This is a genomic window from Fodinicurvata sp. EGI_FJ10296 (assembly GCF_040712075.1).
In the GTDB taxonomy this organism is placed as follows: Bacteria; Pseudomonadota; Alphaproteobacteria; order DSM-16000; family Inquilinaceae; genus JBFCVL01.
Genome location: NZ_JBFCVL010000001.1, coordinates 120,318 through 141,226, shown reverse-complemented (window position 1 = coordinate 141,226; position 20,909 = coordinate 120,318). Strand labels below are relative to the sequence as shown.

Annotated in this window: 19 protein-coding genes and 1 pseudogene; 9 read left to right on the top strand and 11 right to left on the bottom strand. The window is 61.5% G+C overall.

The genetic code is table 11. From position 1 onward, the window contains the following. Nucleotides 1-14 precede the first annotated feature (14 nt). A complete protein-coding gene (locus tag ABZ728_RS00625; RefSeq protein ID WP_366653616.1) occupies nucleotides 15-980 on the bottom strand; it encodes a polysaccharide deacetylase family protein in 966 nt (321 codons plus the stop codon). A gap of 452 nt (nucleotides 981-1,432) precedes the next feature. Then, nucleotides 1,433-2,095 carry a transglutaminase-like cysteine peptidase gene (locus ABZ728_RS00620; protein ID WP_366653615.1) on the bottom strand — a complete coding sequence of 221 codons (663 nt, stop codon included), beginning with the start codon at nucleotides 2,093-2,095 and terminating at the stop codon, nucleotides 1,433-1,435. Nucleotides 2,096-2,220: 125 nt separating this feature from the next. Here ABZ728_RS00620 and ABZ728_RS00615 point away from each other — a divergent pair, with 125 nt between their 5' ends. Continuing rightward, nucleotides 2,221-3,276 carry a sugar-binding transcriptional regulator gene (locus tag ABZ728_RS00615; RefSeq protein WP_366653613.1) on the top strand — a complete coding sequence of 352 codons (1,056 nt, stop codon included), beginning with the start codon at nucleotides 2,221-2,223 and terminating at the stop codon, nucleotides 3,274-3,276. 18 nt (nucleotides 3,277-3,294) lie between these two features. Here ABZ728_RS00615 and mtnA read toward each other — a convergent pair whose 3' ends face one another. Then, nucleotides 3,295-4,398, bottom strand: a complete 1,104-nt coding sequence (gene mtnA / locus ABZ728_RS00610) for an S-methyl-5-thioribose-1-phosphate isomerase (protein WP_366653612.1) — start codon at nucleotides 4,396-4,398, stop codon at nucleotides 3,295-3,297. Beyond that, the gene (mtnK, locus tag ABZ728_RS00605) at nucleotides 4,395-5,738 is read right to left on the bottom strand and encodes an S-methyl-5-thioribose kinase (protein WP_366653611.1); all 1,344 of its coding nucleotides are present in this window, start codon (nucleotides 5,736-5,738) and stop codon (nucleotides 4,395-4,397) included. Before mtnK ends, mtnA begins: the two co-directional genes overlap by 4 nt. Nucleotides 5,739-5,930: 192 nt before the next feature. Here mtnK and ABZ728_RS00600 point away from each other — a divergent pair, with 192 nt between their 5' ends. The 5 genes from ABZ728_RS00600 to ABZ728_RS00580 all read left to right on the top strand — a co-directional run bounded on the left by ABZ728_RS00600 (nucleotide 5,931) and on the right by ABZ728_RS00580 (nucleotide 11,218). Next, the gene (locus tag ABZ728_RS00600) at nucleotides 5,931-7,469 is read left to right on the top strand and encodes a sugar ABC transporter ATP-binding protein (RefSeq protein ID WP_366653610.1); all 1,539 of its coding nucleotides are present in this window, start codon (nucleotides 5,931-5,933) and stop codon (nucleotides 7,467-7,469) included. Between the two features lie 51 nt (nucleotides 7,470-7,520). Further along, on the top strand, nucleotides 7,521-8,594 hold the full coding sequence (locus ABZ728_RS00595) for an ABC transporter permease (protein WP_366653608.1): 1,074 nt from the start codon (nucleotides 7,521-7,523) through the stop codon (nucleotides 8,592-8,594). Nucleotides 8,595-8,644: 50 nt separating this feature from the next. Beyond that, complete coding sequence (locus tag ABZ728_RS00590) at nucleotides 8,645-9,694, top strand: substrate-binding domain-containing protein (RefSeq protein ID WP_366653607.1); 1,050 nt, start codon at nucleotides 8,645-8,647, stop codon at nucleotides 9,692-9,694. Nucleotides 9,695-10,326: 632 nt separating this feature from the next. Then, on the top strand, nucleotides 10,327-10,803 hold the full coding sequence (locus tag ABZ728_RS00585) for a type II toxin-antitoxin system antitoxin SocA domain-containing protein (RefSeq protein WP_366653605.1): 477 nt from the start codon (nucleotides 10,327-10,329) through the stop codon (nucleotides 10,801-10,803). Further along, nucleotides 10,766-11,218, top strand: coding sequence for a hypothetical protein (locus tag ABZ728_RS00580; RefSeq protein WP_366653604.1), 453 nt, complete (start codon nucleotides 10,766-10,768; stop codon nucleotides 11,216-11,218). The genes ABZ728_RS00585 and ABZ728_RS00580 overlap by 38 nt, the downstream gene beginning before the upstream one ends. 20 nt (nucleotides 11,219-11,238) lie before the next feature. Here ABZ728_RS00580 and ABZ728_RS00575 read toward each other — a convergent pair whose 3' ends face one another. The 7 genes and pseudogenes from ABZ728_RS00575 to ABZ728_RS00545 form a co-directional block, all read right to left on the bottom strand. After that, on the bottom strand, nucleotides 11,239-11,547 hold the full coding sequence (locus tag ABZ728_RS00575) for a HigA family addiction module antitoxin (RefSeq protein WP_366654334.1): 309 nt from the start codon (nucleotides 11,545-11,547) through the stop codon (nucleotides 11,239-11,241). A gap of 93 nt (nucleotides 11,548-11,640) precedes the next feature. After that, nucleotides 11,641-12,741: pseudogene (fbaA, locus tag ABZ728_RS00570) on the bottom strand (class II fructose-bisphosphate aldolase); the annotation flags it as partial. A 126-nt stretch (nucleotides 12,742-12,867) separates the two neighbouring features. After that, on the bottom strand, nucleotides 12,868-13,905 hold the full coding sequence (locus ABZ728_RS00565; RefSeq protein WP_366653603.1) for an ABC transporter permease: 1,038 nt from the start codon (nucleotides 13,903-13,905) through the stop codon (nucleotides 12,868-12,870). Nucleotides 13,906-13,976: 71 nt separating this feature from the next. Then, entirely contained in the window at nucleotides 13,977-14,966 is a 990-nt protein-coding gene (locus ABZ728_RS00560) for an ABC transporter permease (RefSeq protein WP_366653601.1), read from the bottom strand. A 74-nt stretch (nucleotides 14,967-15,040) separates the two neighbouring features. Next, entirely contained in the window at nucleotides 15,041-16,552 is a 1,512-nt protein-coding gene (locus ABZ728_RS00555) for a sugar ABC transporter ATP-binding protein (protein ID WP_366653600.1), read from the bottom strand. Between the two features lie 169 nt (nucleotides 16,553-16,721). Next, nucleotides 16,722-17,708, bottom strand: a complete 987-nt coding sequence (locus ABZ728_RS00550) for an autoinducer 2 ABC transporter substrate-binding protein (protein WP_366653599.1) — start codon at nucleotides 17,706-17,708, stop codon at nucleotides 16,722-16,724. Nucleotides 17,709-17,850: 142 nt separating this feature from the next. Then, nucleotides 17,851-18,138 (bottom strand): DUF6356 family protein, encoded by a 288-nt coding sequence (locus ABZ728_RS00545; protein ID WP_366653597.1) that lies wholly within the window; start codon nucleotides 18,136-18,138, stop codon nucleotides 17,851-17,853. A gap of 142 nt (nucleotides 18,139-18,280) precedes the next feature. Here ABZ728_RS00545 and ABZ728_RS00540 point away from each other — a divergent pair, with 142 nt between their 5' ends. The 3 genes from ABZ728_RS00540 to ABZ728_RS00530 are packed head-to-tail and all read left to right on the top strand — an operon-like array spanning nucleotide 18,281 to nucleotide 20,869. Continuing rightward, on the top strand, nucleotides 18,281-18,742 hold the full coding sequence (locus ABZ728_RS00540) for an Lrp/AsnC family transcriptional regulator (RefSeq protein WP_366653596.1): 462 nt from the start codon (nucleotides 18,281-18,283) through the stop codon (nucleotides 18,740-18,742). Nucleotides 18,743-18,771: 29 nt separating this feature from the next. Beyond that, entirely contained in the window at nucleotides 18,772-19,971 is a 1,200-nt protein-coding gene (locus ABZ728_RS00535; protein ID WP_366653595.1) for an FAD-binding oxidoreductase, read from the top strand. A gap of 46 nt (nucleotides 19,972-20,017) precedes the next feature. Further along, the gene (locus ABZ728_RS00530) at nucleotides 20,018-20,869 is read left to right on the top strand and encodes an SDR family NAD(P)-dependent oxidoreductase (RefSeq protein ID WP_366653594.1); all 852 of its coding nucleotides are present in this window, start codon (nucleotides 20,018-20,020) and stop codon (nucleotides 20,867-20,869) included. The last annotated feature ends 40 nt before the right edge of the window (nucleotides 20,870-20,909 follow it).

Sequence of the window (20,909 nt, the reverse complement as noted above, 5' to 3'; positions counted from 1 at the left end):
CGCTTCGGTCTTCCCTACGACGGGGTAAAAAACAGCTTGTGATCAACCCTCGGCAATTCAAAATTATACGGGCGCTTGACATTGTCGTTAGAACGGAACCCATACTTTATGTTGAGGTCTTTTAGTATTTGTATGGTAACTTCGCTATATGAATTGCTTGGATGAGCCATTATGTTCGGAACATTACCCGTAACTTTCGTCAGATGTTCCGCATTCTGAATATACTCGTCACGCTGTTGTTCTTCACTATAACTGGATAAATTTGTTGGATGGCTGTACGAATGAAGCCCAACGATGTGCCCGTTATTTGATAGTTGACGGATATGATCATTTGTGAGCCACAGATCTTGAGCCACGGACGCTGGGTCGAACTCATGTGCGGCCATGAGCCTTTGCATGATCAGATCGTTCTGATCAGGCTCCAAAGCGCGATCCCGTACGAATCTGAATAGACGATCCGATTTATTGTAAATCGAGAAATCGATTAGGTAATGTTGAGCGCTTTCGAGCTCACGTATACTTTCAATATCCAGATCGAAGAGGGCTGTAGCTGCAGAAAAATAGTCGCTGTAGAATAAAGATGTATTGTTATACTGTACGTTTCGGAAATAACGGTAAACCTCCAGCATTGGCACGTCACCGTTAAATACGCTTGAATAAACAAACCAGAAGGCTGTCAGATCATGGTGCCGAAGAACTGGTTCCGCCAACTCGTATTGACTTAACAATGCGTCGTCGAACGTTATGCAGATTTCGTTGCTGCGGAGGGTTCCGCGTTCGAGTCTGGCGAGCCAGTCCGCAGCAGGCAGGAATGTGAAGGGCCCGGGATTCGATAAAATTTGATCGAATTCATCGACTGATAGAGCACCCTCAATCCGGGGATGGCGACGGTCGTCGAAAAAATGATGGAACATGACGCCGAATGGTGAAGAGGCTGCAAAAGCTGAAGAAAACATTCGGTTTCTAATGGTGTTTGTCACGACAATATTGCCCTAGGGTTGGACGCATGCCAACTGGACCATATGGAGGCGATATGTCAACAAAAAAACGTGTTGTAAAATAGTTAGAAATCTAATGAAGACGATACTATTGAGGCGGAAAAAATGTGTTCCGGTATAGAAGGTGTGGGAATATTTATTGGGGTAATTATGCTGTGTCAGCGATCGGCGATGAGGAAGGAAAGATAGAGATGACGGCCACACTCGAAACGGTCGGTGTTTGTAAAAAACGTCGATCGGGTTTTGATGAAAATGGCGCCGTGATATGCGGCTTCGTCTCGGTTGGGGAATGTTATTGAGGAATGCACGCTTCAGACGCCCGCGGCCAAAGCGGAAAGGGCCTGTTGGATCTCTCTATCCGTTCCCGGCAGCCTACCGATCATTGGGATGGGCAGTGGTAGGGGCGGGTGCTGGTGACCGTATGCCGGAGTTCGCTAACCGTGACGCCACCAGTGCGACTCGTTGACGGAAAAGATCGGCGTATAGTGGCCGAGCAGTTCGACCGGCGCGAGTTGATCTATCTGGTTGTCGAGTGCGAGGATGTCGCCCTCGATCGACACTGTCAGCACCGCATGGCCGACGTTGAGGTTGTTGTCGTGGAGGACGACGATGCGGAGGTCATCTGCGGAAAATCCGAGATGGATGAGTGAATAGTATTTGATTATTGCGTAGTCTTCGCAGTCGCCGCTCATCTCCATGAACTGGATCGGGCGGGCCCAGTAATCCGGCATGTTCCAGTTGATCATATCGGTAATGTAGGGCGATGCGTTGAAGTGCCGGTTCACCCTGTCAAGCTGATCGCGTTTGTTCAGGTGGCGGATCGACTCCAGAAAATCGAGCCACGTCCGCAAATGGCAGGCGTTGAAGCTCGACGCGTCGCAAGGGCCGTCCAGCAAATCCATATCGTCAGGGTGACGATCCAGCACGTTTGACCATTTGCGGAAACCCTCGACCGTGCCCTCAGGCGACAGGTCCATCGACCACGCCTGTGGATGCGCCTGGCCGATCGCAACGACGGGCGATGCGTACAGGGTCGGCCAGGATAGCGCCAATGCCAGGAGTCCCGCTTTGCCGATGCGACCGATCCGGCGTATCATCGATTCCGATCTCATGTTTCGTTGGTGATCGCTGTCCATGAGGCCGGACTCTAGGCATTTTGGCTTAAGAGCCGGTAAACGGGGCACGCGACGGTAACGGCGGCAGACGGACAGGAAGCATACCTATGAAAGAGCCGATGGGCGCGCGTGAGGAACGGACCGGTCTGCGGGCGTATGTGTCTCAGGACTATCCGCGGATCGAAGAACCAGCGTCACGGCCCGTCGTGCGAGCGGCCTGGCTGTACCACCACGACGGCCTTACCCAATCGGAAATCGCGCGCCTGATGGGGGTTTCCCGGGCCACGATCGTCAACCATCTTCAGGCTGCGCGGGAATCCGGGCTGGTCCATGTCAGCCTCGATCCCGACATGGTGGCGGGCGAAGCCCTCGCCGCCCGGCTGTCGGCCACTTATGGTCTGCAGCGGGCCATGGTCGCCCCTGATGACGGCGGCCGGGCCGAGCCGCTGGTCCGCGCCGGCCGGGCGGGAACGGATATGCTGCTCGACCTGCTTGCGGGCCCCGGAACTGGCCCCGGAGCTGACCCGACAGAGGGCGCTGGGAGCCGGATCGGCGTGGCCTGGGGGCGCACCGTGATGGCCCTGGCGCAGACCTTGCCGCAGCGGCGGGTGGCGGACTTGACAGTCGCCCAGATCGTCGGCTCGATGAGTTCCGAGGACGGGTTCTCCGCCGAGCAATGCACCTCGGAAATCGCCTCCCGGCTCGGCGCGCGCATGGCCGCATTTCACGCGCCGGCGCGGCTTTCCGACGCCGGATTGGCCGCCGCCCTGGCCAATGAACCGATCATCCGCACCCAGTTCGATTTGCTGGAGACATTGTCACTGGCGCTTTTCGGCATCTGTACCGTGAAGACCAATTCCCTCGTCTTCGGCGCGGGCCTCGTTACTGCGGTCGACAGTCATGCATATATCGAGCGCGGTGCGGTCGGCGTGATTGCCGGCCGGTTTTTCGATCGGCAGGGCAAGCCTGTGATCGGCCCGATCGATGACTGCCTGATTGGCATGACGCTCGACCAGATCGCCCGCGTCCCGGTCCGCCTTGCCGTGGCGGCCGGGCCGGAGAAAATCGACTGCCTGCAAGGGGCGCTTGCCGGCGGGTATGTAACGCATCTGGCGACCGACGAAGCGACGGCCCTTGCCCTGCTTGACGACGGGCCCAGCTAGACGACGGGGCGCCGTAGCCTATTCCGCGCTCGCCCTTATCTCGGGGAACAGGCTGTGCAGCCCTTCCGACGTTGCCGGGCAAACGCCGCGATCGGTGATCAGCCCCGTCACCAGTTCCGCTGGCGTCACGTCGAAGGCATCGTTGCGGGCGCCGCTGCCGGGGGCGGTGATCTCGACCGTCGCCACGGAGCCGTCCGGCAGCCGACCGGTCATGTGGGTGACCTCACGGGCGTCCCGCAGTTCGATCGGGATGTCGCGAACGCCGTCTTCGATCGTCCAGTCGATCGTGGTGTGCGGCAGCGCCACGTAAAAGGGCACATTGTTGGCCTTCGCCGCCAGCGCCTTCAGATAGGTGCCGATCTTGTTGCAGACATCGCCGCGCGCCGTTGTCCGGTCGGTGCCGGTGATGCACAGATCGACCTTGCCGTGCTGCATCAGATGGCCGCCCGCGTTGTCGACGATGACCGTGTGCGGCACGCCGTGGCTGCCCAGTTCAAAAGCCGTCAGTGCGGCACCCTGGTTGCGCGGACGGGTCTCGTCCACCCAGACATGAACCGGAATGCCGGCGTCATGGGCCTTGTAGATCGGTGCCAGGGCGGTGCCCCAGTCGACCGTCGCCAGCCAGCCGGCGTTGCAGTGGGTCAGGATGTTGATCGTTCGGCCGGGATTGGCTTTGGCGGCCTGGCGGATCAGGTCGAGACCGTGATCGCCGATCGACGAGCAGACGGCGACGTCTTCGTCGGCGATGGCGTCGGCCCTGCGATAGGCCCGCTCGGCACGTTCGGCCGTGGGCAGCGGCGCGACCGTCTGGCGGATATCGTCCAGCGCCCAGCGCAGATTGACCGCCGTCGGCCGGGTGGCGTAGAGCGTGTCGTAAGCTTGACCCAGCGCCGCATCGGACGGATCCCGGCGCAGCGCCAGCGCCATGCCATAGGCAGCCGTCGCCCCGATAAGCGGCGCGCCGCGCACGACCATGGTCTTGATCGCTGCCGCGGCGTCTTCCAGCGTTTTCAGGCTGGCAATGTCCAGCCGGTGAGGCAGCACGGTCTGGTCAATCACCTTGACCTGCCAGCCGTCGTCGTCGAGCCAGATGGACCGATAGGGCGTTCCGTTTATCTTCATGACGTTTCCTTTCCGTCGAGCAAGTCGGCCGCCGCGTCGCAAACCGCATCGATGTCGCCGAAGGCGCGACGCTCCACCATGATCAGCCGGCCGAAGGCCAGCGCGCGTTTTTCCACCGCCGCGCGGCGGTCGGGGTTCCCGATGCTCTCGATATCCTCGACATGAGCCAATCCCAGAATCCGGCGGATCATCTTGGCGCCGCCGAAGCCGAGACTGTCGGCCAGCAGATCGGCCATGAACCGCGACTGGCGCGCCCTGAGCGCCGCTCGGCCGCCGGCATCGTCGAACAGTTCGGCTACATAGGCGTCGCCAGCGGCCTTTTCAGACCAGAGCGCCTGGAACCGATTGGAGAATTCGCGCCACACGGCGCCGACGGTCTGGCGCAGCCACGCCCGATAGGCATCGCGCTCGCCCACCCTTGTTTCGTGCCCGGCCTGCGCGGCATAGGCCAGGAACAGATTGCCGATCACCGCACCGATATCAAAGCCCATCGGCCCGATAAAGGCGAATTCCGGATCGATCACCCGCGTGTCGTCCTCGGTCACCATGATCGACCCCGTGTGCAGGTCGCCGTGGATAAGCGCCTCACCGGCGGTCAGGAACTTCCATTTCATTTCCTGCGCCGCGATCTTCGCCGCGCTGTCGGCGCGAAAGGCGGCGGCGGTTTCGTCCAGTTGCGGCGTCGTCCAACGGTTCAGATCGGCAAAGCGGTAGGGATCGGTGAAAACCAGATCCTCGGTTATCTTGCACAATTCGGTATTGTGCGCGAAATCCGCAAGGAGGCCCTTTTTCGCCGCGGCCGGCATGGCAAGATCCGAGGTGTTGAACAGCGTTTCCGCCAGAAAGGTGCCGATCGCGCTTGCCAGCCGGGGGTACGTCTTGCCGGCCACCAGTCCCTTGCGCAATATGATGTGGGGGCTGAGCAATTCCATGACGATGGCGGCCTGGCCCGGGTCGAAATGGTGCAGACGCGGCAGCAGGGAAGGTGCGTGGCGGGACTGCACGCTCATCGCCTGATATTCGAAATATGACCGGTCGAGCGGCAGCGGCCAGCTATCGCCGACCAGACGCACATAGGGCAGGGCCTGTTTGACCACCAGGCCGCCGGATGGCCCCTCGACGATGAAGACAAGGTTCAGATTACCGTCGCCGACCTCGCGCACCGTCCAATCGGCCTGTTGGCCGCCCAGCGTGGCAACACAGCTTTCGATCGCGGCCACGAACGCGGGCACACTCTGTTCGTTCAGCGGGCGATAATCAGGGCCGCCGGTAAAGCGCCCCGTGCCGCCGGCAATCGCTGCGGGGCCGGTCGTCCGGTTGTCTGACGTGGTATCTGGCATTGCGCTCTCTCCCCGATCGGTATTCTTTCGCACCCTGTTTACAAGATGTTTTCCATCTTGGCGACCGCCATGACCCGCGGTATGCATACCGTTGCCGCCACCGAATGACAAATGACAGGTTAAATTGACATCTGTGCGGCACTGGTGCAGCGTTTCGCCAACAGAGACGAAAATCGGGGGTGGGAACGGGTCATGGCGCTCAATGCTGGTAGGGCCGCGGTAACGTTGCGGGGCATTTCCAAACGATATGGCGAAAACCATGCGCTGATGGATGTCGACCTCGATGTTCGCGGCGGCGAGGTGGTCGTCCTGCTCGGTGCCAATGGAGCCGGCAAATCCACGCTCGTGCGAATTCTCTCCGGTGCTGAGCATCCCGACAGCGGCGAGGTCGCCATTGGCGGCGAGACGGTGTTGTTCCAGTCGCCCGCCGACGCCCGCCGCCAGGGAATTCAGACCGTGCACCAGGGCATCAATGACGGCGTCGTTCCGGAAATGACCGTCGCGGAGAACCTGATGCTCGACGCACTTTGCGCACCGGCTGGCGGAAATGGGGGGTCCCGGGTTCTGGCCAGCCGGCGGATGCTGCGCGACGGCGCCCGGCGACTGCAGGAAACGCTCGGCCTTGATCTGCCGCTGGATGCGCCGGCCAGCGCACTCGGTCAGGCCGACCGGCAGTTGATCGCGATCGCGCGGGCGATCGGCCGCAATCCGCGATTGCTGATCCTTGACGAGCCGACATCGTCGCTATCGGACAGCGAGGCCGGCCGGCTTTTCGATATCGTGGAAACCCTGCGCGATCAGGGCGTGGCGATCATCTATATTTCCCACCGGATGGCCGACATCCGCCGCCTGGCCGATCGAATCCTGGTCCTGCGCGATGGACGATCGGTGGGGCTGTTCGAGACGAAGCCGCTGGATACCGACGCTGCCCTGACGGCGATGCTGGGCGTGGCAATGGAGGATATCGAGCATGCAGTCCGCCCGGCGGGCCGCCACCTGGTTGAAATGTCCGGTGTGAGACTGACCGCAACCGCCCCTTCCTTCGACCTTGCGCTGGCCGAGAACGAGGTCGTCTGCCTGACCGGGCTGATCGGTGCGGGAAAGACGGAACTGGCGGAAACCATCTTCGGCCTGCGACGACCTGCGGCCGGACGGATCGAAATCGACGGCCGCAACTGGGCGCCCGCGTCGCCGTGGGACGCGATCGCGGGCGGCGTCTTCATGATACCCGAAGACAGGGCGAACAACTCGCTGTTCCCGGATGCGACGGTCGAACGCAACATCACGTTCCCGTTTCTCGATCGGTATAGCCGCGCCGGCGTCGTCATGCCCCGGCGCGAGCGCGAGGCTGCGCTGGCCCAGATCGACGGGATCGGCATCAAGTGCAGCGGCCCGGACGCGCCCATTCTGTCCCTGTCTGGCGGCAACCAGCAAAAGGTCGTCGTGGGGCGGTGGCTGTCGCAGCCCTGCCGGTTGATCATTCTCGACGAACCGTTCCAGGGGGTCGATATCGCGGCCCGGCGCGATATCGCGCGCGGCCTTCGGGAAACCGCCGGCGACCGGGCGACCCTGGTGCTGTGCACGGACCTCGACGAAGCGCTGGAAGTGGCCGACCGGATTGTGGTCATGCGTGATTTCGGCATCGTTGCAGACTATCGTGTTGATCGGGTCGACCGCGAAACGATGGTCGCCGATATCGTCGGTGCCCGCCGGCGAGCTGCCGCAACCTGAACGCCTCGGCCTCCTTCGTCATCTCGATCAACCGCTAATGAATACATGGGAGTGAAGACCGATATGACCGCCCGGCAGGAAACGGAAAGCGGCGCCCGTCAAGGCGGGCAGGTGCCGAAAGGTCAGACCGGCCGGCGACGCAACGAGGTCGCCGTCGAAATGGCGATCCGCTACGGGCTGCTGGCGATGCTGGCGGGAATGATCGTCCTGTTCGCCATTCTGGAACCGTTTTTCATCTCAACCCGCAACGTCTTCATCATTCTGCAGTCCGTTTCGATCGTTGCGCTGCTGGCGCTCGGCGTCACCGCGACCCTGGTCGTCGGCGGCTTCGATTTGTCGATCGGCGCGGTGGCGGCGATGGCGTTGATGGCGTCATCCTATGTGATGGTCATCTGGGAGGGATCGACCGCCCTTGCCGTGGTCTTCTGCCTGTTTCTGGGCGCTCTGGTCGGGTTTCTGAATGGCGTCCTGATCGTGAAGGCGCGCATTCCCGACCTTCTGGCGACACTGGGAATGATGTTCCTGCTGATCGGTCTGCAGTTGATCCCCACCGGCGGCAGGTCGATCGCCACCGGCATGACGCTGTCGGACGGTGTTACTGCCGAGGGCCGCTTTGCCGAGGCGTTCCTGGCCTTGGGCCGCATGCGGCTGTTCGACGTTATCCCGCTGCCTGTCGTGTTCATGGCCGTGCTTGGTGTGGCGCTCTGGTTTTTTCTGGAGAAGACCCGGTGGGGCCGCGTCATGTACGCGATCGGCGGCAATGAAAAGGCTGCCAGACTGGCCGGCGCGAATGTCGAGCGCTACAAGATCGCTGCCTACATGATCTCCGGCGTGTATGCTGCGATCGGCGGCATCCTGCTGGCCGCCCGGGTCGGCCGGGGGGACGTCTCGTCTGGCAATTCCCTGCTGCTCGATGCCGTCGCCGCTGCCCTGATCGGCTTTGCGGTGCTGGGGCTGCGTCGGCCCAACGCCTTCGGCACGGTCATTGGCGCCTTGTTCGTCGGCACCCTGCTGAACGGGCTGACGATGCTGAACGCGCCCTACTACACGCAAGACTTCATCAAGGGCGTGGTTCTGGTGCTGGCGCTGGTATTCACATTCGGGTTGCGGGCCGGCCGGCGATAGCACACGATCTCAAATCAAATAATGGACAACAAAAGAAGGGAGCGACCATCATGCGTTTTTGTACGGTTAGGGCCGTCACTGTGGCGGTATTGAGCGGAACGGCATTGGGTCTCGGCGCGACGTCGGCTGTCGCCCAGGACATGCCGGCGCCATTTGACGGCAGCCAGGGTGAAGTCGAAATCGCGCTGGTGCGCTATCTGTCGACGGGCGATTTCTTTCAGGCCTATCTGGCCGGGGTGGAACGTCAGGCCGAAGCCCTGGGTGTGACGCTGCGGGTGTTCGATTCCCGACAGGATGCGGCGGCACAGGCCGACATGCTCGATCAGGCGATCAGCCTTGGCGTCGACGGCATCATCGTTCAGCACGGCCTGACCGAAAGCCTGGCCGATCTGGGCCAGGCGGCGGTGGATGCCGGAATCCCCATCGTTGCCTTCGACGTCAACATGGGGAACCCGTCGATCCCGCAGATCGAGCAGTCCGACAGGGATCTGGCGCGGCTGGCGCTGGAACAGGCGATCGCCGACAACGGCGACAGCTTCGCCGCCGGCTATGTCTATGTCGCCGGCATCGCGCCGCTGGACCGTCGCGACGAAGTCTGGGAGGAGTTCAGGGAGACCTATCCCGGCATCGAGGAAGTGGCGCGCTGGGGCACGCTCGACAATCCGATTGCCAATTCGGTGGCCGATCAGGCCGCCGCCGTGCTCAGGGCCAATCCGAATATCGAAGTTGTCTTCGCCCCCTATGACGAGTTCGCCAAGGGCGTGAAGATCGCCGTCGACGAAGCCGGGATGGCCGATTTCATCCGGATCTATTCCGCCGACATCTCGACCGCCGACATCGCGGCCATGACCGAACCGTCGAGCCCGTGGGTGGCAACAGCGGCCACCAACCCCGCCGTGGTGGGCGAGGTGTCGGTCCGAGCGCTCGCCATGCAGATGGCCGGCGAGGATCCGGGCGAGCAGGTGATCGTGCCGCCGACCCTGATCACGCAGGAAATGCTGCTGGAGAACGACATTTCCAACATGGAAGAACTGTCGGCCGGCATGCCGCAGTTCGAACATGCCGATGTCGCCATTCCCGACTGGATGCCGCTGCCGTAACCTGCGGCCGGGATACGCTTGCCTGCCGGCCTGCCGGCCTGCCGGGCCGGTTCCGTCCCGCCGAACGACTGGAGGGGCCAATCTATCGATAACTTGCGCATAGCAATGATGTCGGCGAATGCCGAGCGCAGTGTTCGGCGCCGAAGCCATGAGATTCAGTTGAGCCCGAAGCTGGCAACGGATCCGAACCGGACGCGTGTTCTGCTGGCGCACGATAGCTCAGACTCTAACACGGTGCACCGTAAGTCTTATTAAATCCACGATCTCTCACCCACTGCAAGATGGCGGAGAGCCATGCCCAGTGTGCAGATATTTCAGAGACTGGGTGAATCGTGACCTACAAAACCGGACATTCCTTGAGCTACGAGCAGATTGCTACCACATCTTGGATTAGATTCGGTTCTATGATATCGATGACGCGCTCGTCTCCTCCTGACTCGAGGCTGGTTCGAGGCATAAAACTCTCTCAAGAGCGTGGGTAAGTGGGTTGAAGAAATACTCGTATAACTTCAAATTAGGTCTGTAAAAGTAATGCGCTGTAAGATTGTCCGCCAATTTTTATGTGGTGAGCGTATGTTGTTCCAGCATCCAATTTTAATATTTATTGAAATGATCTAATGAAGGAGTAATCGATGGCTGATCTATGCACTCCGTCTGATATGGCAAAATGGTTTATCAACAGAATTGACAGGGAATCAGGTGAATCGATCACGCATTTAAAGGTGCAGAAACTTTTGTATTTTGCGCAGTCATATTATCTAGCTAATAAGGGTGTGTCACTGTTTGGCGAGGATTTTGAGGCTTGGACTCACGGTCCGGTTCTGCCTTCAGTATTCAAGGAATATAGCGGTAATAGGTGGGAGGCGCTCCCACCGGCCGACAGAATGCCAGAGTTAGAGGGGCAGGTCGTCTCATATCTTGAGGCTGTTTATCAGAATTTCGCTAAATTTAGCGCAAAAGAGCTGGAGAGGATTACGCATCAACATGATCCTTGGATAAATGCTCGTGGTGACCTTCCTGCGGAAGCCAGATGCAACAATGTTATCCCGAAAGACGTGATTAAGAAATATTATGAAAAGAGGATCAAAAAGGCAAAGAAAAGCCGATAAGGCACCAATCTTTGGGCCAGAAACTAGCGAATCAGCCGATGATATTGTTGAGCCTGACGCGCTTTACCAGCATTTAAGAAATAGAGGGGTATCTGTAAGCCTTCGATACTTCCAAAGTAGCTGCGAGTGTTTTTCAAAATGGCAAAATAAAGAGCTAAAGAAATTTAGCGGAACGTTGGAAAAGATTCGGGGCTACAACGCTAACTTGTTGAAGCAAAAAAAATCACTTTGTGACTCCCACAAGGGAGATCCTGATGAAGGGCGATTCTCGAGACCAGAAGAAATAAGTCCAGATATGACGTTGTATGAGATCAAAGTTGACCCTTCGAACAAGTTGAGAATGCACGGATTTTTTGTAGATGATGTCTTTTTTCTTATTTGGTTGGACCGCGAGCACAAATGTTTCAAGGTTTGATGTACGGGAAATCTGTAGTTTTAATCCCAGAGGATGAAGTTGAAGAGGGCGAACACGCATTTGGGATCCTCGGCCTTGGCGGCGGCTTCGCGTTTGAGATCGTAGCCGCCCTGCATGTTGAGCCATAGCTCCGGTGACGTCCGGAAGTACTTTGCAAGACGAAGTGCCGTATCCGGCGTAACGGGGGACTGCTCGCTGACAAGGCGCTCGATGCGTGTCCGGGGCACGCCCAGCTTCTTCGCCAAGGCACCGGCGCTCATGTTCAGCGGCGCGAGGTACTCCTCGCGAAGGATTTCACCCGGGTGTGCGGGAGGAAGGAAGCCGGTCATGGCGTGGTTCCTTGAGCAGGCAGCCACGTCCGGGCCCACGGGCGGAGACCGGCGGACGCCCGAGCGGCTGGCATCGCCGGGCGTCCGTTGGTCCTTCGTCAGCGTCTTGCCGGTGGCCTTGAGGTCGGCGAAGGCCTGGTCGAGGCGGTCGGCCATGCCCTGCTCGCCCTTTCTCAGCCAGGCGCGCGGGTTGTACTGCTTCTTGTAGGGCTTGCCGGAATCCGGATCGACCTGGAATTCGAACGCCCGGGGGTTATCGCCGACGAAGCGGCCGACGGCGTTCGCGAAGGCGAACTGCGTATCGGTGTCGATGTTCATCTTGAACACGCCATAGTCGAGCGCTTCCTCGATCTTCTGAGTCTCGGAACCGGATCCGCCATGGAAGACCAGGTCGAGCGGATTGGGCGCCGTGTTGTGCGTTTCAGCCACCAGGGCCTGCGAGTTGCGCAGGATTTCCGGCCGCAGTCTGACATTGCCGGGGCTGTAGACGCCGTGGACGTTGCCGAACGAGGCCGCGACCGTGAAGTGGCCCAGAGGCGACAGCCGTTCATAGGCCTGGAGCACGTCTTCAGGCTGGGTGTAGAGCTTGGGGTTGTCGGCCGCGCCGTCATGTTCCTGGCCGATGCCGTCCTCCTCGCCGCCGGTGACGCCGAGTTCGATCTCCAGACTCATGCCCAGCGGCGCAAGCCGTTTCAACATCCGCTCGCATTCGGCCAGATTGTCGTCGATCGGCTCCTCCGACAGATCCAGCATATGAGAGCTGAACAGCGGCCGGCCGGTCGCCTCCCGCTCGCGCGTGCTGGCGTCGACCAGGGCATCGACCCAGCCGATCAGTTCGCGGTTGGCATGGTCGGTGTGCAGCACGACGCAAACGCCGTAATGCTCGGCCAGCAAATGGACATGGCGGGCGGCGGAAATCGCGCCCAGCGTCCGCGCCTCGGCCTTGTCGGCCATTCCTTCGCCGGCGAAAAACCGCGCCCCGGCGTTGGACAACTGGATGATCACGTCGGACTTGTTGCGCGCCGCGGCTTCGAGCGTCGCGTTGATGCTGTTCGTGCCGATCACGTTGACGGCGGGCAGGGCGTAACCGCCGGCCTTGCAGGCGGCCAGCAGGGCGACATAATCGTCGCCGGTCACGACGCCGGGTTTCAGGCGCACCGGAGCGTCGGATCGGGAAAGGTCGTTCTGGGACATAGGGGCGGGTTCCTGGCTGTGGCGGAATCGTCGGCGGAGTGCTCGGGCCGACCCTAACCACAACCATCGCGCGGCTCAACCGCGCCAGCATACGACCGAAAGGAATGGGTGCTATGCGTTGCGGCGCTATCGCCGGTTGCCGGTCAGCATTGAGCTGTTGACCACCATGACCACGAGGAGAAGCGCACCCCAGATGAACTCGCGCGCGAAGTTCGAGACCTGCAGCATGTTGAGGCCGCTGGAGAAGAACTGCAGCGAAAGCACCGCCAGAACGAGTCCGGCGATACGTCCGAAGCCGCCATACGGATTGATGCCGCCGAGAACGCAGATGAGCACGGTCAGCAGAAGATAGCTGGACCCGTAGTCGGCCTTGGCGCTGTTGGCCCGGCTCATGATCACGAGCCCTGCTGTCGCCGCGAGTGCGCCGCCCATCATGTAGCTGCGGATCGTGATCCTGAGGTCGTTCATGCCGGAAAAGCGTGCCGCGAGCGGGTTGGCGCCCAGTAACATGATGCGGGTGCCATAGCCGGTCCGGTTGAGCATCAACGCGATCGCGCCGGCCAGAACCGCGAAGATGATCACCGGGACGGGAATGCCGATGAAGCGCCCGTTGCCGATCATGGAAAAGCCACCGGGAAAGCCGATGACGGCGCTGCCGCCGGTGATCGCCACGCCCAGCCCGGTGAACACCAGCCCCGACCCCAGGGTCGCCAGGATCGGCGGCAGACCGAAATGGCCGATGGCGATGCCGTTGATCAGCCCGGCCAGCAAACCGACCGTCAGGGCGATGACGATCGCCAGAACGATGATCAGCCCGGCGTCCAGTCCGGTGGCGCTGACGCCGGCAAGCGTCGACAGTGTCAGCGCGCCGCAGATCGCCGACAGATTGGCAACGCCGATGACGGAAAGGTCGATCCCGCCGGTCAGCATCGCCAGCATCATCGCCAGAGCAAGAATGGCAAATTCGGGGAACTGGAACGCCATAGACGTCATGTTCGCAGTCGACAGGAACCGCTCCGGCGAAAGTACGGTCATGGCGACGAAGATCAGCGCGGTGATGATCGCCAGCCGTCCGATCTGCGAGGCGGCGAACGACGACAACCGGGCCGCAATCCCGGTGTCGGGGCCGATCGCCTGTGAAGACTGGGTATCGGACTTCGTCACGTCGGACTCCTATGGATCGCCCCATGGCGAGAAGAAACAGGGGCGGTGGAACTGTTGACGCCGCAGCCGGGTCATCCGGCGCGCTGGCGGGCGCGTTTTGCCTGAAAGGCCGGAACGCCCGTGCCCAGCAGGATCAGGACGCCGATGACGACCGACTGCCAGGTCGACGGTATGCCGAGCAGGATCAGGCTGTTGTTGACCAGCACGATCAGCGCCACGCCCAGCAAGGTGCCGGTAATGGTACCGTAGCCCCCGGTCAGCCGCGCGCCGCCCAGAACGACCGCCGCGATGACCGAAAGCTCAAGCCCCACGAGATCGAACGGGTTGGCGACCCGGGCCATCGAGGCGTGGAGAATCCCGGCCAGTCCAGCCATCGCGCCCACATATATATAGACGAAGAACTGCGTCGCCCGGACATTGATGCCGATGCGTCGTGCGCTGTCGACCGAACCGCCGATGGCGAAGATCTGCCGTCCGAGCAGCGTCCGGTATAAAATGAACCAGGTCAGCGCAATCACGATCACCAGTGCAGCGAAGGCCCAGGGCAGCGAGTAGAAGTATCCCTGTTCGGTCGTTCCCCGCATCATCATCATGCGGGAAAAATCACGCATGCCCGCCGGCACGTTCGAGATCAGTTCGCTGCCGACGAAGGTGAGCAGGAACCCCCTGAACATCGACAGCGTGCCGAGCGTTACGATCAGCGTCGGAAGCCTGAAGATGGCAATGAAGATGCCGTTGATCGCGCCCAGAATGCCTCCGATGGCGATCGCGAGCCCGAACGCACCGTACCACGGCACATCGACGCCCAGACTGACCAGCGTCAGCGTCGTCGTGTACATCGCAAAGGCGGAGATCGCGGTGAAGCTGACATCGATCCCGCCGGAAATCAGCACCAGTTGAACGCCGATTGCGAAGATGCCGATGACGATGGAATTCCGCAGAAGGTCGAACAGCGTGGTGACGGTGAGGAAGTTCGCCGACGCCGTCGCTGCGGCCGCGCAGAAAGCGACAACCACCAGGGCGACCAGCGTCTCGTTGCGGGTGAAGTCGATCCTGCTCAAGACCGGGCTCCGATTCGTGGTGGGGGGTGCTGTGTGAGTCCGGGGTCGGGTCATGGAGTGATCCGGCGCCGCGTTCACGAGGCGAGCCGGCGGACGAGTTCGTCCTCGTCGACGCTGCCGCCGGCGATTTCCTCGGTCAGCCGACCGTCCTTCATGATCAGGATCCGGTGACACGCGCCCAATATCTCCGGGATGTCGTCGGAAATCACGATGACGCCCAGGCCGGAGTCCGCCAGACCCCTGATGATTTCGTGGATATCGGCCTTGGAGCCGATGTCGACGCCGACGGTGGGGCCGTTCAGGATCAGGATGCGCGGATGAGTCGACAGCCACCGCGCCAGGACCACGCGTTGCTGGTTGCCGCCGGACAGCGATTCCACCGGTGCCTCGGCGCCCGACGCGACGACCTGCAGCCGATCGAGCCAGTGGCGCACGTCGGCGGCCATGGATTTCCGGTCGAGAAAACCCGTTGGCGAGGTGTGGGCGTCGAGCCGCCCGATCGCGATATTGCGGCTGATCGACTGGTTCAGGAACAGCCCCTCGGTCAGCCGATCCTCCGGGACATAGCCGATGCCGGCATCGATCGCCTGCTCTGGCGACCCGATTTCCACCGGCTTGCCGTCTATTTCGATGGTGCCGCCGTCGAGCCTGACCAGGCCGAACAACGCCTTGGCCAGCGCCGTGCGTCCGGACCCCAGCAACCCGGTGATCCCGAGGACTTCGCCCGCGTGCAGGTCCAGGTCGACATTGCGAAGGCTCTCGCCGCGCACCAGCCCCCGCGCCTTCAGCAGCGTGGGCGCGTCGGCCGGCAGTGGTACGGGCGCCGACTGGGAGAAGTGCCGTCCGGTCATGTGATGACCCAGCGAGGTGAGGGTAAAGTCGGCGGCCGGACCCTCTGCCACGCTGCGTCCGTTGCGCAGCACGACGATCTTCTCGCAGACCTCCATGACCTCGGCCAGCTTGTGGCTGACGAAAAGCACGGCGATGCCGTCCTGCTTCAGGCGGCGGATGATCGCCAGCAGTGAGTCCACCTCCTTGCCGGTCAGTGCGGTGGTCGGCTCGTCCATGATGATGAGCCGTGCTTCGGACGACAGCGCGCGGCAGATGGCGACGAGTTGCTTGTCCGCCAGGGCCAGCGTATCGACCCTGGCGTCAAGATCGACCTTCACACCGACCCGGTCCAGGACGCGGGCTGCGAGTTCGCGCATCGCTCGCCACCGCACGAGGGTGCGACCGGCCGATAATTCGGCGCTGAAGGCGATGTTCTCCGCCACGGACAGGTTCCCGAACAACGCGAAATCCTGATAGATGACCTGAATGCCGTGCTGGACGGAAAGTCGCGGCGTCAGCGTGTCGAATGACTGGCCGTCGATCTCGATCCGACCTGTGGTGGGCTCGACGACACCGGAAAGAACCTTGATGAGCGTGGATTTGCCGCTTCCGTTCTCACCGGCAAGACAGACGATTTCGCCGGGATCGATCGAGAAACCGACATCCGTCAACGCCTGCACGCCGCCGAATCGTTTCGACACATCGACGATATTGATGAACGACGCGGACGAATCCGCCGACTTGGCCGCCGACATGGCGCCTTCTCCCCGCAGCCGGGACCAGCTTTCGCCGATCGGAATACGCCGGCCCACGGCGGTCCGCCTGCCTTGTCTTGCGGTAGCAGGCGGACCGGCCGCCGGACGTTGATGCGGATCGATCCGACCGGATTGAACTCATCAGGCCGGACCGATCAGAACGGCCCGATCAGAACGGATAATCGGCGGCGTTGTCGGCGGTGACTTCGACCCAGGCCTGGCCGTAGAGAACCTTGCCGTCCATCTCGATGCTCTCATAGCCTTCGAGGCCGAGATCCATGCCCGCCTCGATTTCCTCGCCCTCAAGCATCATGACGGCGAGCTGGTTCATGGCATAGCCGGCGAGGGCGGGATCCCAGAACGAAATCATGTCCACGGCGCCGGTTTCCAGATACTGATTGGCGATCGATGGCAGGCTGGTGCCGACGACGCAGGTGTCTTCGGCCATGCCGCGTTCTTCCAGCGCCAGGCCGATGCCTGCGACGTCGGTCGAGGCGCTGCCCTGGAATCCGCGAACATCGGGATAGGCGCGGAGCAGTTCCTGCGTGGCGGCATAGGCTTCCTGCTGGTCGTCGAAGGTCTCGTTCTTCGAGCCCACCAGCGTCATGTCGGGGAAGTTCTCTTCCTGGTAGGCGACGGCGGCATCGACCCATTCATTGTGGGTCTTCGACGTCAGGCTGCCGACGAAGATGGCGTATTCGCCTTCGCCGCCCAGGCATTCGCCGAGATTCTGCATCAGGTTCTCGCCGAAGCCGGCATTGGAGAACGCCTCGATGTCCCAATGGACGTTCTCGATGTTCGACGCTTCGTGCGAGATGACCGTGATGCCGGCTTCCATGGCGCGCGCAAGAACGGGTTCCAGCGCTTCCGGCGAAAACGGAACAACGGTGATGGCATCGACGCCCTGCGCGATCATGTCTTCGAGAAGCTGGACCTGCTGCTGGGCGTCGGCCTGCGCCGGACCGACCTGGAACGCGTTGTGGCCGGTGTCCTCGGCAAAGTCGGCCACGCCTTCTTCCATGCGGTTGAACCACTGGATGCCCGAGATCTTGACGACAGTGGCAATGTCGTAGGCGTCGTCCTGGGCGCCTGCCGTGCCCATCATCCCCACAGTAAGCGCGGCCGAAGCGGCGAGTAGCACAGATTTCCGGGTCATAGTTTCCATCCCTTGTTTGTCGCGTTTTGATCGTTGGTTCAGCCGCTCGTTCACGTGGCTGCCTACTTGGATGTGATCATTTCGCGCGAGCGTGACTTTTGCAAGATAGAAAGTCAAATGTCAGGATGGATTTCGGCGTCGCTCAGCTTTGTGCGGTCGTGACGTCGTCGGCAGCGCTGGCTGGCACCCGGCTGCGCCCGGTGACCATGCGGGTGTGTAGTTTGGTGATGATGCCGCTGCCCGTCTTCGTGAACAGGAACGGCAGCACGGCATGGACAAAGCAGGCCATCGACGCCAAAAAAAGCTGCCCGCCGAAGCTTGCGGCCACACCCATGTGTTCCAAATAGCTTTCGCCAACGGATTCGGGGTGCTCGGTAAAAAGTTTCATGATCAGGACCTTCTCGATCGGTTGGTGGCTTCCGGCCGCCATTCCCCCTGCAGTCACCGGGATGGCAGCGACCTATTTGATCAGTATACCGATCCGGGACGAAATCCGTGTTTCAATATGCCGCCGGTACAGGCATAGTTGGATCATATGTTCCGAATAGACGGAAAAACAGGGAAACCTGACCATGGACACAACCGATCGGCGGATACTGGCGCTGCTCCAGGAAGACGGCTCGCTGTCCGTTCAGGATCTCGCCCGTCGGCTCGACCTCCCGCCGACGTCGTGCTGGCGGCGCGTCCGATCGCTGGAGGATACCGGCGTGCTGCGCAAGCGGGTCGCGCTGGTCGATCCGGAATCGGTGGGACTGGGGATGGTGGCCTTCGTGTTCGTGCGGACAAACCAGCACGAGCCGGCGTGGTTGAAGCGCTTCGCCGAGGCTGTCGCCACCATGCCGGAAATTCTGGAGACTCACCGCCTCAGCGGCGAAACCGATTACCTGATCAAGGCGGTGGTCAAGGACATGAAAGGCTATGATGCGTTTTACAAGCGGCTCATTTCCGCCGTGCCGCTTTACGATGTCAGCACCAGCTTCTCGATGGAGTGCATCAAGGAGACCACGGCTCTACCCTTGACGGTGGCCGGATGAAGAACAACAGAAGAAAGTCAAGATCTGCCATGCGTTCTGAAGCAGACCCGCCGGCTGAAAGCGCCGATATTGTTGTTATCGGCGGGGCGGCCATGGGCAGCGCCGTTGCCTGCCATCTCGCCCTGGATCCCGCATTTTCCGGGCGGGTGGTCGTGATCGAAAGGGATCCGAGCTATCAGTTCTGTGCAACCGCCCGCTCGGCGGCCTCGATCCGCCAGCAGTTCTCCACACCCCTGAACATCGATATCTCGCTCTATGGCATCCAGGCGATGCGGTCGCTGGGCGACGATCTGGCCGTTGACGGCGATCGGCCCGACATCGCCCTGACCGAGGGGGGCTATCTTTTTCTGGCGACGCCGGAGAAGCTGGATATCCTGGACAGCAATCATCGCATTCAGACCCAGCGCGGCGCCGATATCCTGCGCTTGTCCCCGGACGACCTTTCGGCGCGGTTTCCATGGTTGGCGGTGGATGATATCGCCGGCGGCTGCTGGGGGCGCAGCGGCGAAGGCTGGTATGACGGCTACGGGCTGATGCGGGCTTTCCGGCGGCGGGCGGTGGCCGGCGGCGTGACTTATCGCACCGGCGTGGCGACCGGCGTAACCACGGCGGGCGGCCGGGTGACGGGGGTGCGGCTCGCCGATGGCGGGGTCTGCCCGGCGGCGGTGGTCGTCGACTGCGCCGGGACGGCGGCCGCCGGGATCGCCATGACCTGCGGTGTCGCTGTTCCCGTTCACAGCCGCAAACGGATGGTTTTCACCTTTACCTGTCCGGACCCGGTTCCGGACATGCCGCTCGTGGTCGATCCAGGCGGTGTCTACTGCCGTCCCGAAGGCCAGGGGTTCATTTGCGGTATGTCGCCGCCGGCCGACCGGGACCCTGATTGTTACGATTACGACGTCGACCACACGCTGTTCGAGGAGACGATCTGGCCTGTTCTGGCACGGCGCATCCCCGCATTCGAACGGTTGCGCACCGGTCCCGCCTGGGCCGGGCACTATGATATGAATGTATTCGACAGCAATGCGATCGTCGGGGGCGTGCCGGGTGTTGAAGGGTTCTATATGGCGACCGGATTCAGCGGCCACGGCCTGCAGCAGGCGCCGGCGGTCGGCCGGGGGCTGGCGGAACTGATTGTCCATGGCGGCTATCGAAGCCTGGATCTGTCGCCTTTGGGGATCGGGCGCCTGATCCGGGGAGAGCCGTTGCGGGAGATCAATGTCGTCTGACTCGGTTGGCGTAGCTGTATAATTATTCCGAAAGGGAGCGATACAAATGAACCACGAAAGCCTTGCCGCCGGAAACGTGGCGGTCATCACCGGCGCCGCCTCCGGGATCGGTCTTGCCGCCGCCGAGCGGTTTGCCGGACTGGGCCTGCGCGTTTGCCTGGCCGATCTTGCCGGCGAGCGGCTGGAACAGGCGGCCAGCCGCGTCGCCCGGATGGCGCCGGACGGGGTGGATGCCGTTATGGCCGTGCCAACCGACATGGGCGACGCCGATGCGATCCGGGTGCTTGAGTCGGCCGTTCGTGATCAATTCGGCCGGGTCGATGTGCTGATGAACAATGCCGGCATTCAGCCCGGCAGCGACATATTCGGACCTGCCGATGCGTGGCAGGAAATCCTCCGGGTCAATCTGTGGGGCGTGATCAACGGATCTCAGATTTTCGCGCCCAACATGATCGCTCAGTCCCGGCCCGGACTGATCATCAATACGGGGTCGAAACAGGGGATTACATGCCCACCGGGCGATCCGGCCTATAACGTGTCGAAGTCCGGCGTGAAGACGTTTACCGAGGCGCTGCAGCACAGCCTGCGCGAGACCCCGGGCTGTCGCATCAGCGCCCATCTGCTGATCCCGGGATTCGTCTTCACGCCACTGACGGCAAAGGGCCGGACGGAGAAACCGGACGGTGCCTGGACGCCGGAACAGACGATCGAGTTCATGCTGGAGCGGCTGGGCGAAGGCGATTTCTATATTCTGTGTCCCGATAACGAGGTCGATCGCGCCACCGATGAAAAGCGCATTGCCTGGGCAGCTGGCGACATCACAGAGAACAGACCGCCGCTGTCGCGCTGGCATCCCGGCTATGCCGCCGCGTTCAAGGACTTCGCCGGCGGTAAATAGCGAACCGGATCTCAGGCCCCGCACATCCATTCCCGAGGCC

What these genes read in the sequence shown, in the direction of transcription:
- ABZ728_RS00545 (WP_366653597.1), bottom strand. Translation starts at nt 18,138, where the DNA reads ATGGCGGCCGGAAGCCACCAACCGATCGAGAAGGTCCTGATCATGAAA.
- mtnK (WP_366653611.1), bottom strand. Translation starts at nt 5,738, where the DNA reads ATGCCAGATACCACGTCAGACAACCGGACGACCGGCCCCGCAGCGATT.
- ABZ728_RS00555 (WP_366653600.1), bottom strand. Translation starts at nt 16,552, where the DNA reads ATGTCGGCGGCCAAGTCGGCGGATTCGTCCGCGTCGTTCATCAATATC.
- ABZ728_RS00590 (WP_366653607.1), top strand. Translation starts at nt 8,645, where the DNA reads ATGCGTTTTTGTACGGTTAGGGCCGTCACTGTGGCGGTATTGAGCGGA.
- ABZ728_RS00535 (WP_366653595.1), top strand. Translation starts at nt 18,772, where the DNA reads ATGCGTTCTGAAGCAGACCCGCCGGCTGAAAGCGCCGATATTGTTGTT.
- ABZ728_RS00580 (WP_366653604.1), top strand. Translation starts at nt 10,766, where the DNA reads ATGAAAAGAGGATCAAAAAGGCAAAGAAAAGCCGATAAGGCACCAATC.
- ABZ728_RS00585 (WP_366653605.1), top strand. Translation starts at nt 10,327, where the DNA reads ATGGCTGATCTATGCACTCCGTCTGATATGGCAAAATGGTTTATCAAC.
- ABZ728_RS00530 (WP_366653594.1), top strand. Translation starts at nt 20,018, where the DNA reads ATGAACCACGAAAGCCTTGCCGCCGGAAACGTGGCGGTCATCACCGGC.
- ABZ728_RS00550 (WP_366653599.1), bottom strand. Translation starts at nt 17,708, where the DNA reads ATGACCCGGAAATCTGTGCTACTCGCCGCTTCGGCCGCGCTTACTGTG.
- ABZ728_RS00575 (WP_366654334.1), bottom strand. Translation starts at nt 11,547, where the DNA reads ATGACCGGCTTCCTTCCTCCCGCACACCCGGGTGAAATCCTTCGCGAG.
- ABZ728_RS00540 (WP_366653596.1), top strand. Translation starts at nt 18,281, where the DNA reads ATGGACACAACCGATCGGCGGATACTGGCGCTGCTCCAGGAAGACGGC.
- ABZ728_RS00620 (WP_366653615.1), bottom strand. Translation starts at nt 2,095, where the DNA reads ATGATACGCCGGATCGGTCGCATCGGCAAAGCGGGACTCCTGGCATTG.
- ABZ728_RS00600 (WP_366653610.1), top strand. Translation starts at nt 5,931, where the DNA reads ATGGCGCTCAATGCTGGTAGGGCCGCGGTAACGTTGCGGGGCATTTCC.
- ABZ728_RS00615 (WP_366653613.1), top strand. Translation starts at nt 2,221, where the DNA reads ATGAAAGAGCCGATGGGCGCGCGTGAGGAACGGACCGGTCTGCGGGCG.
- mtnA (WP_366653612.1), bottom strand. Translation starts at nt 4,398, where the DNA reads ATGAAGATAAACGGAACGCCCTATCGGTCCATCTGGCTCGACGACGAC.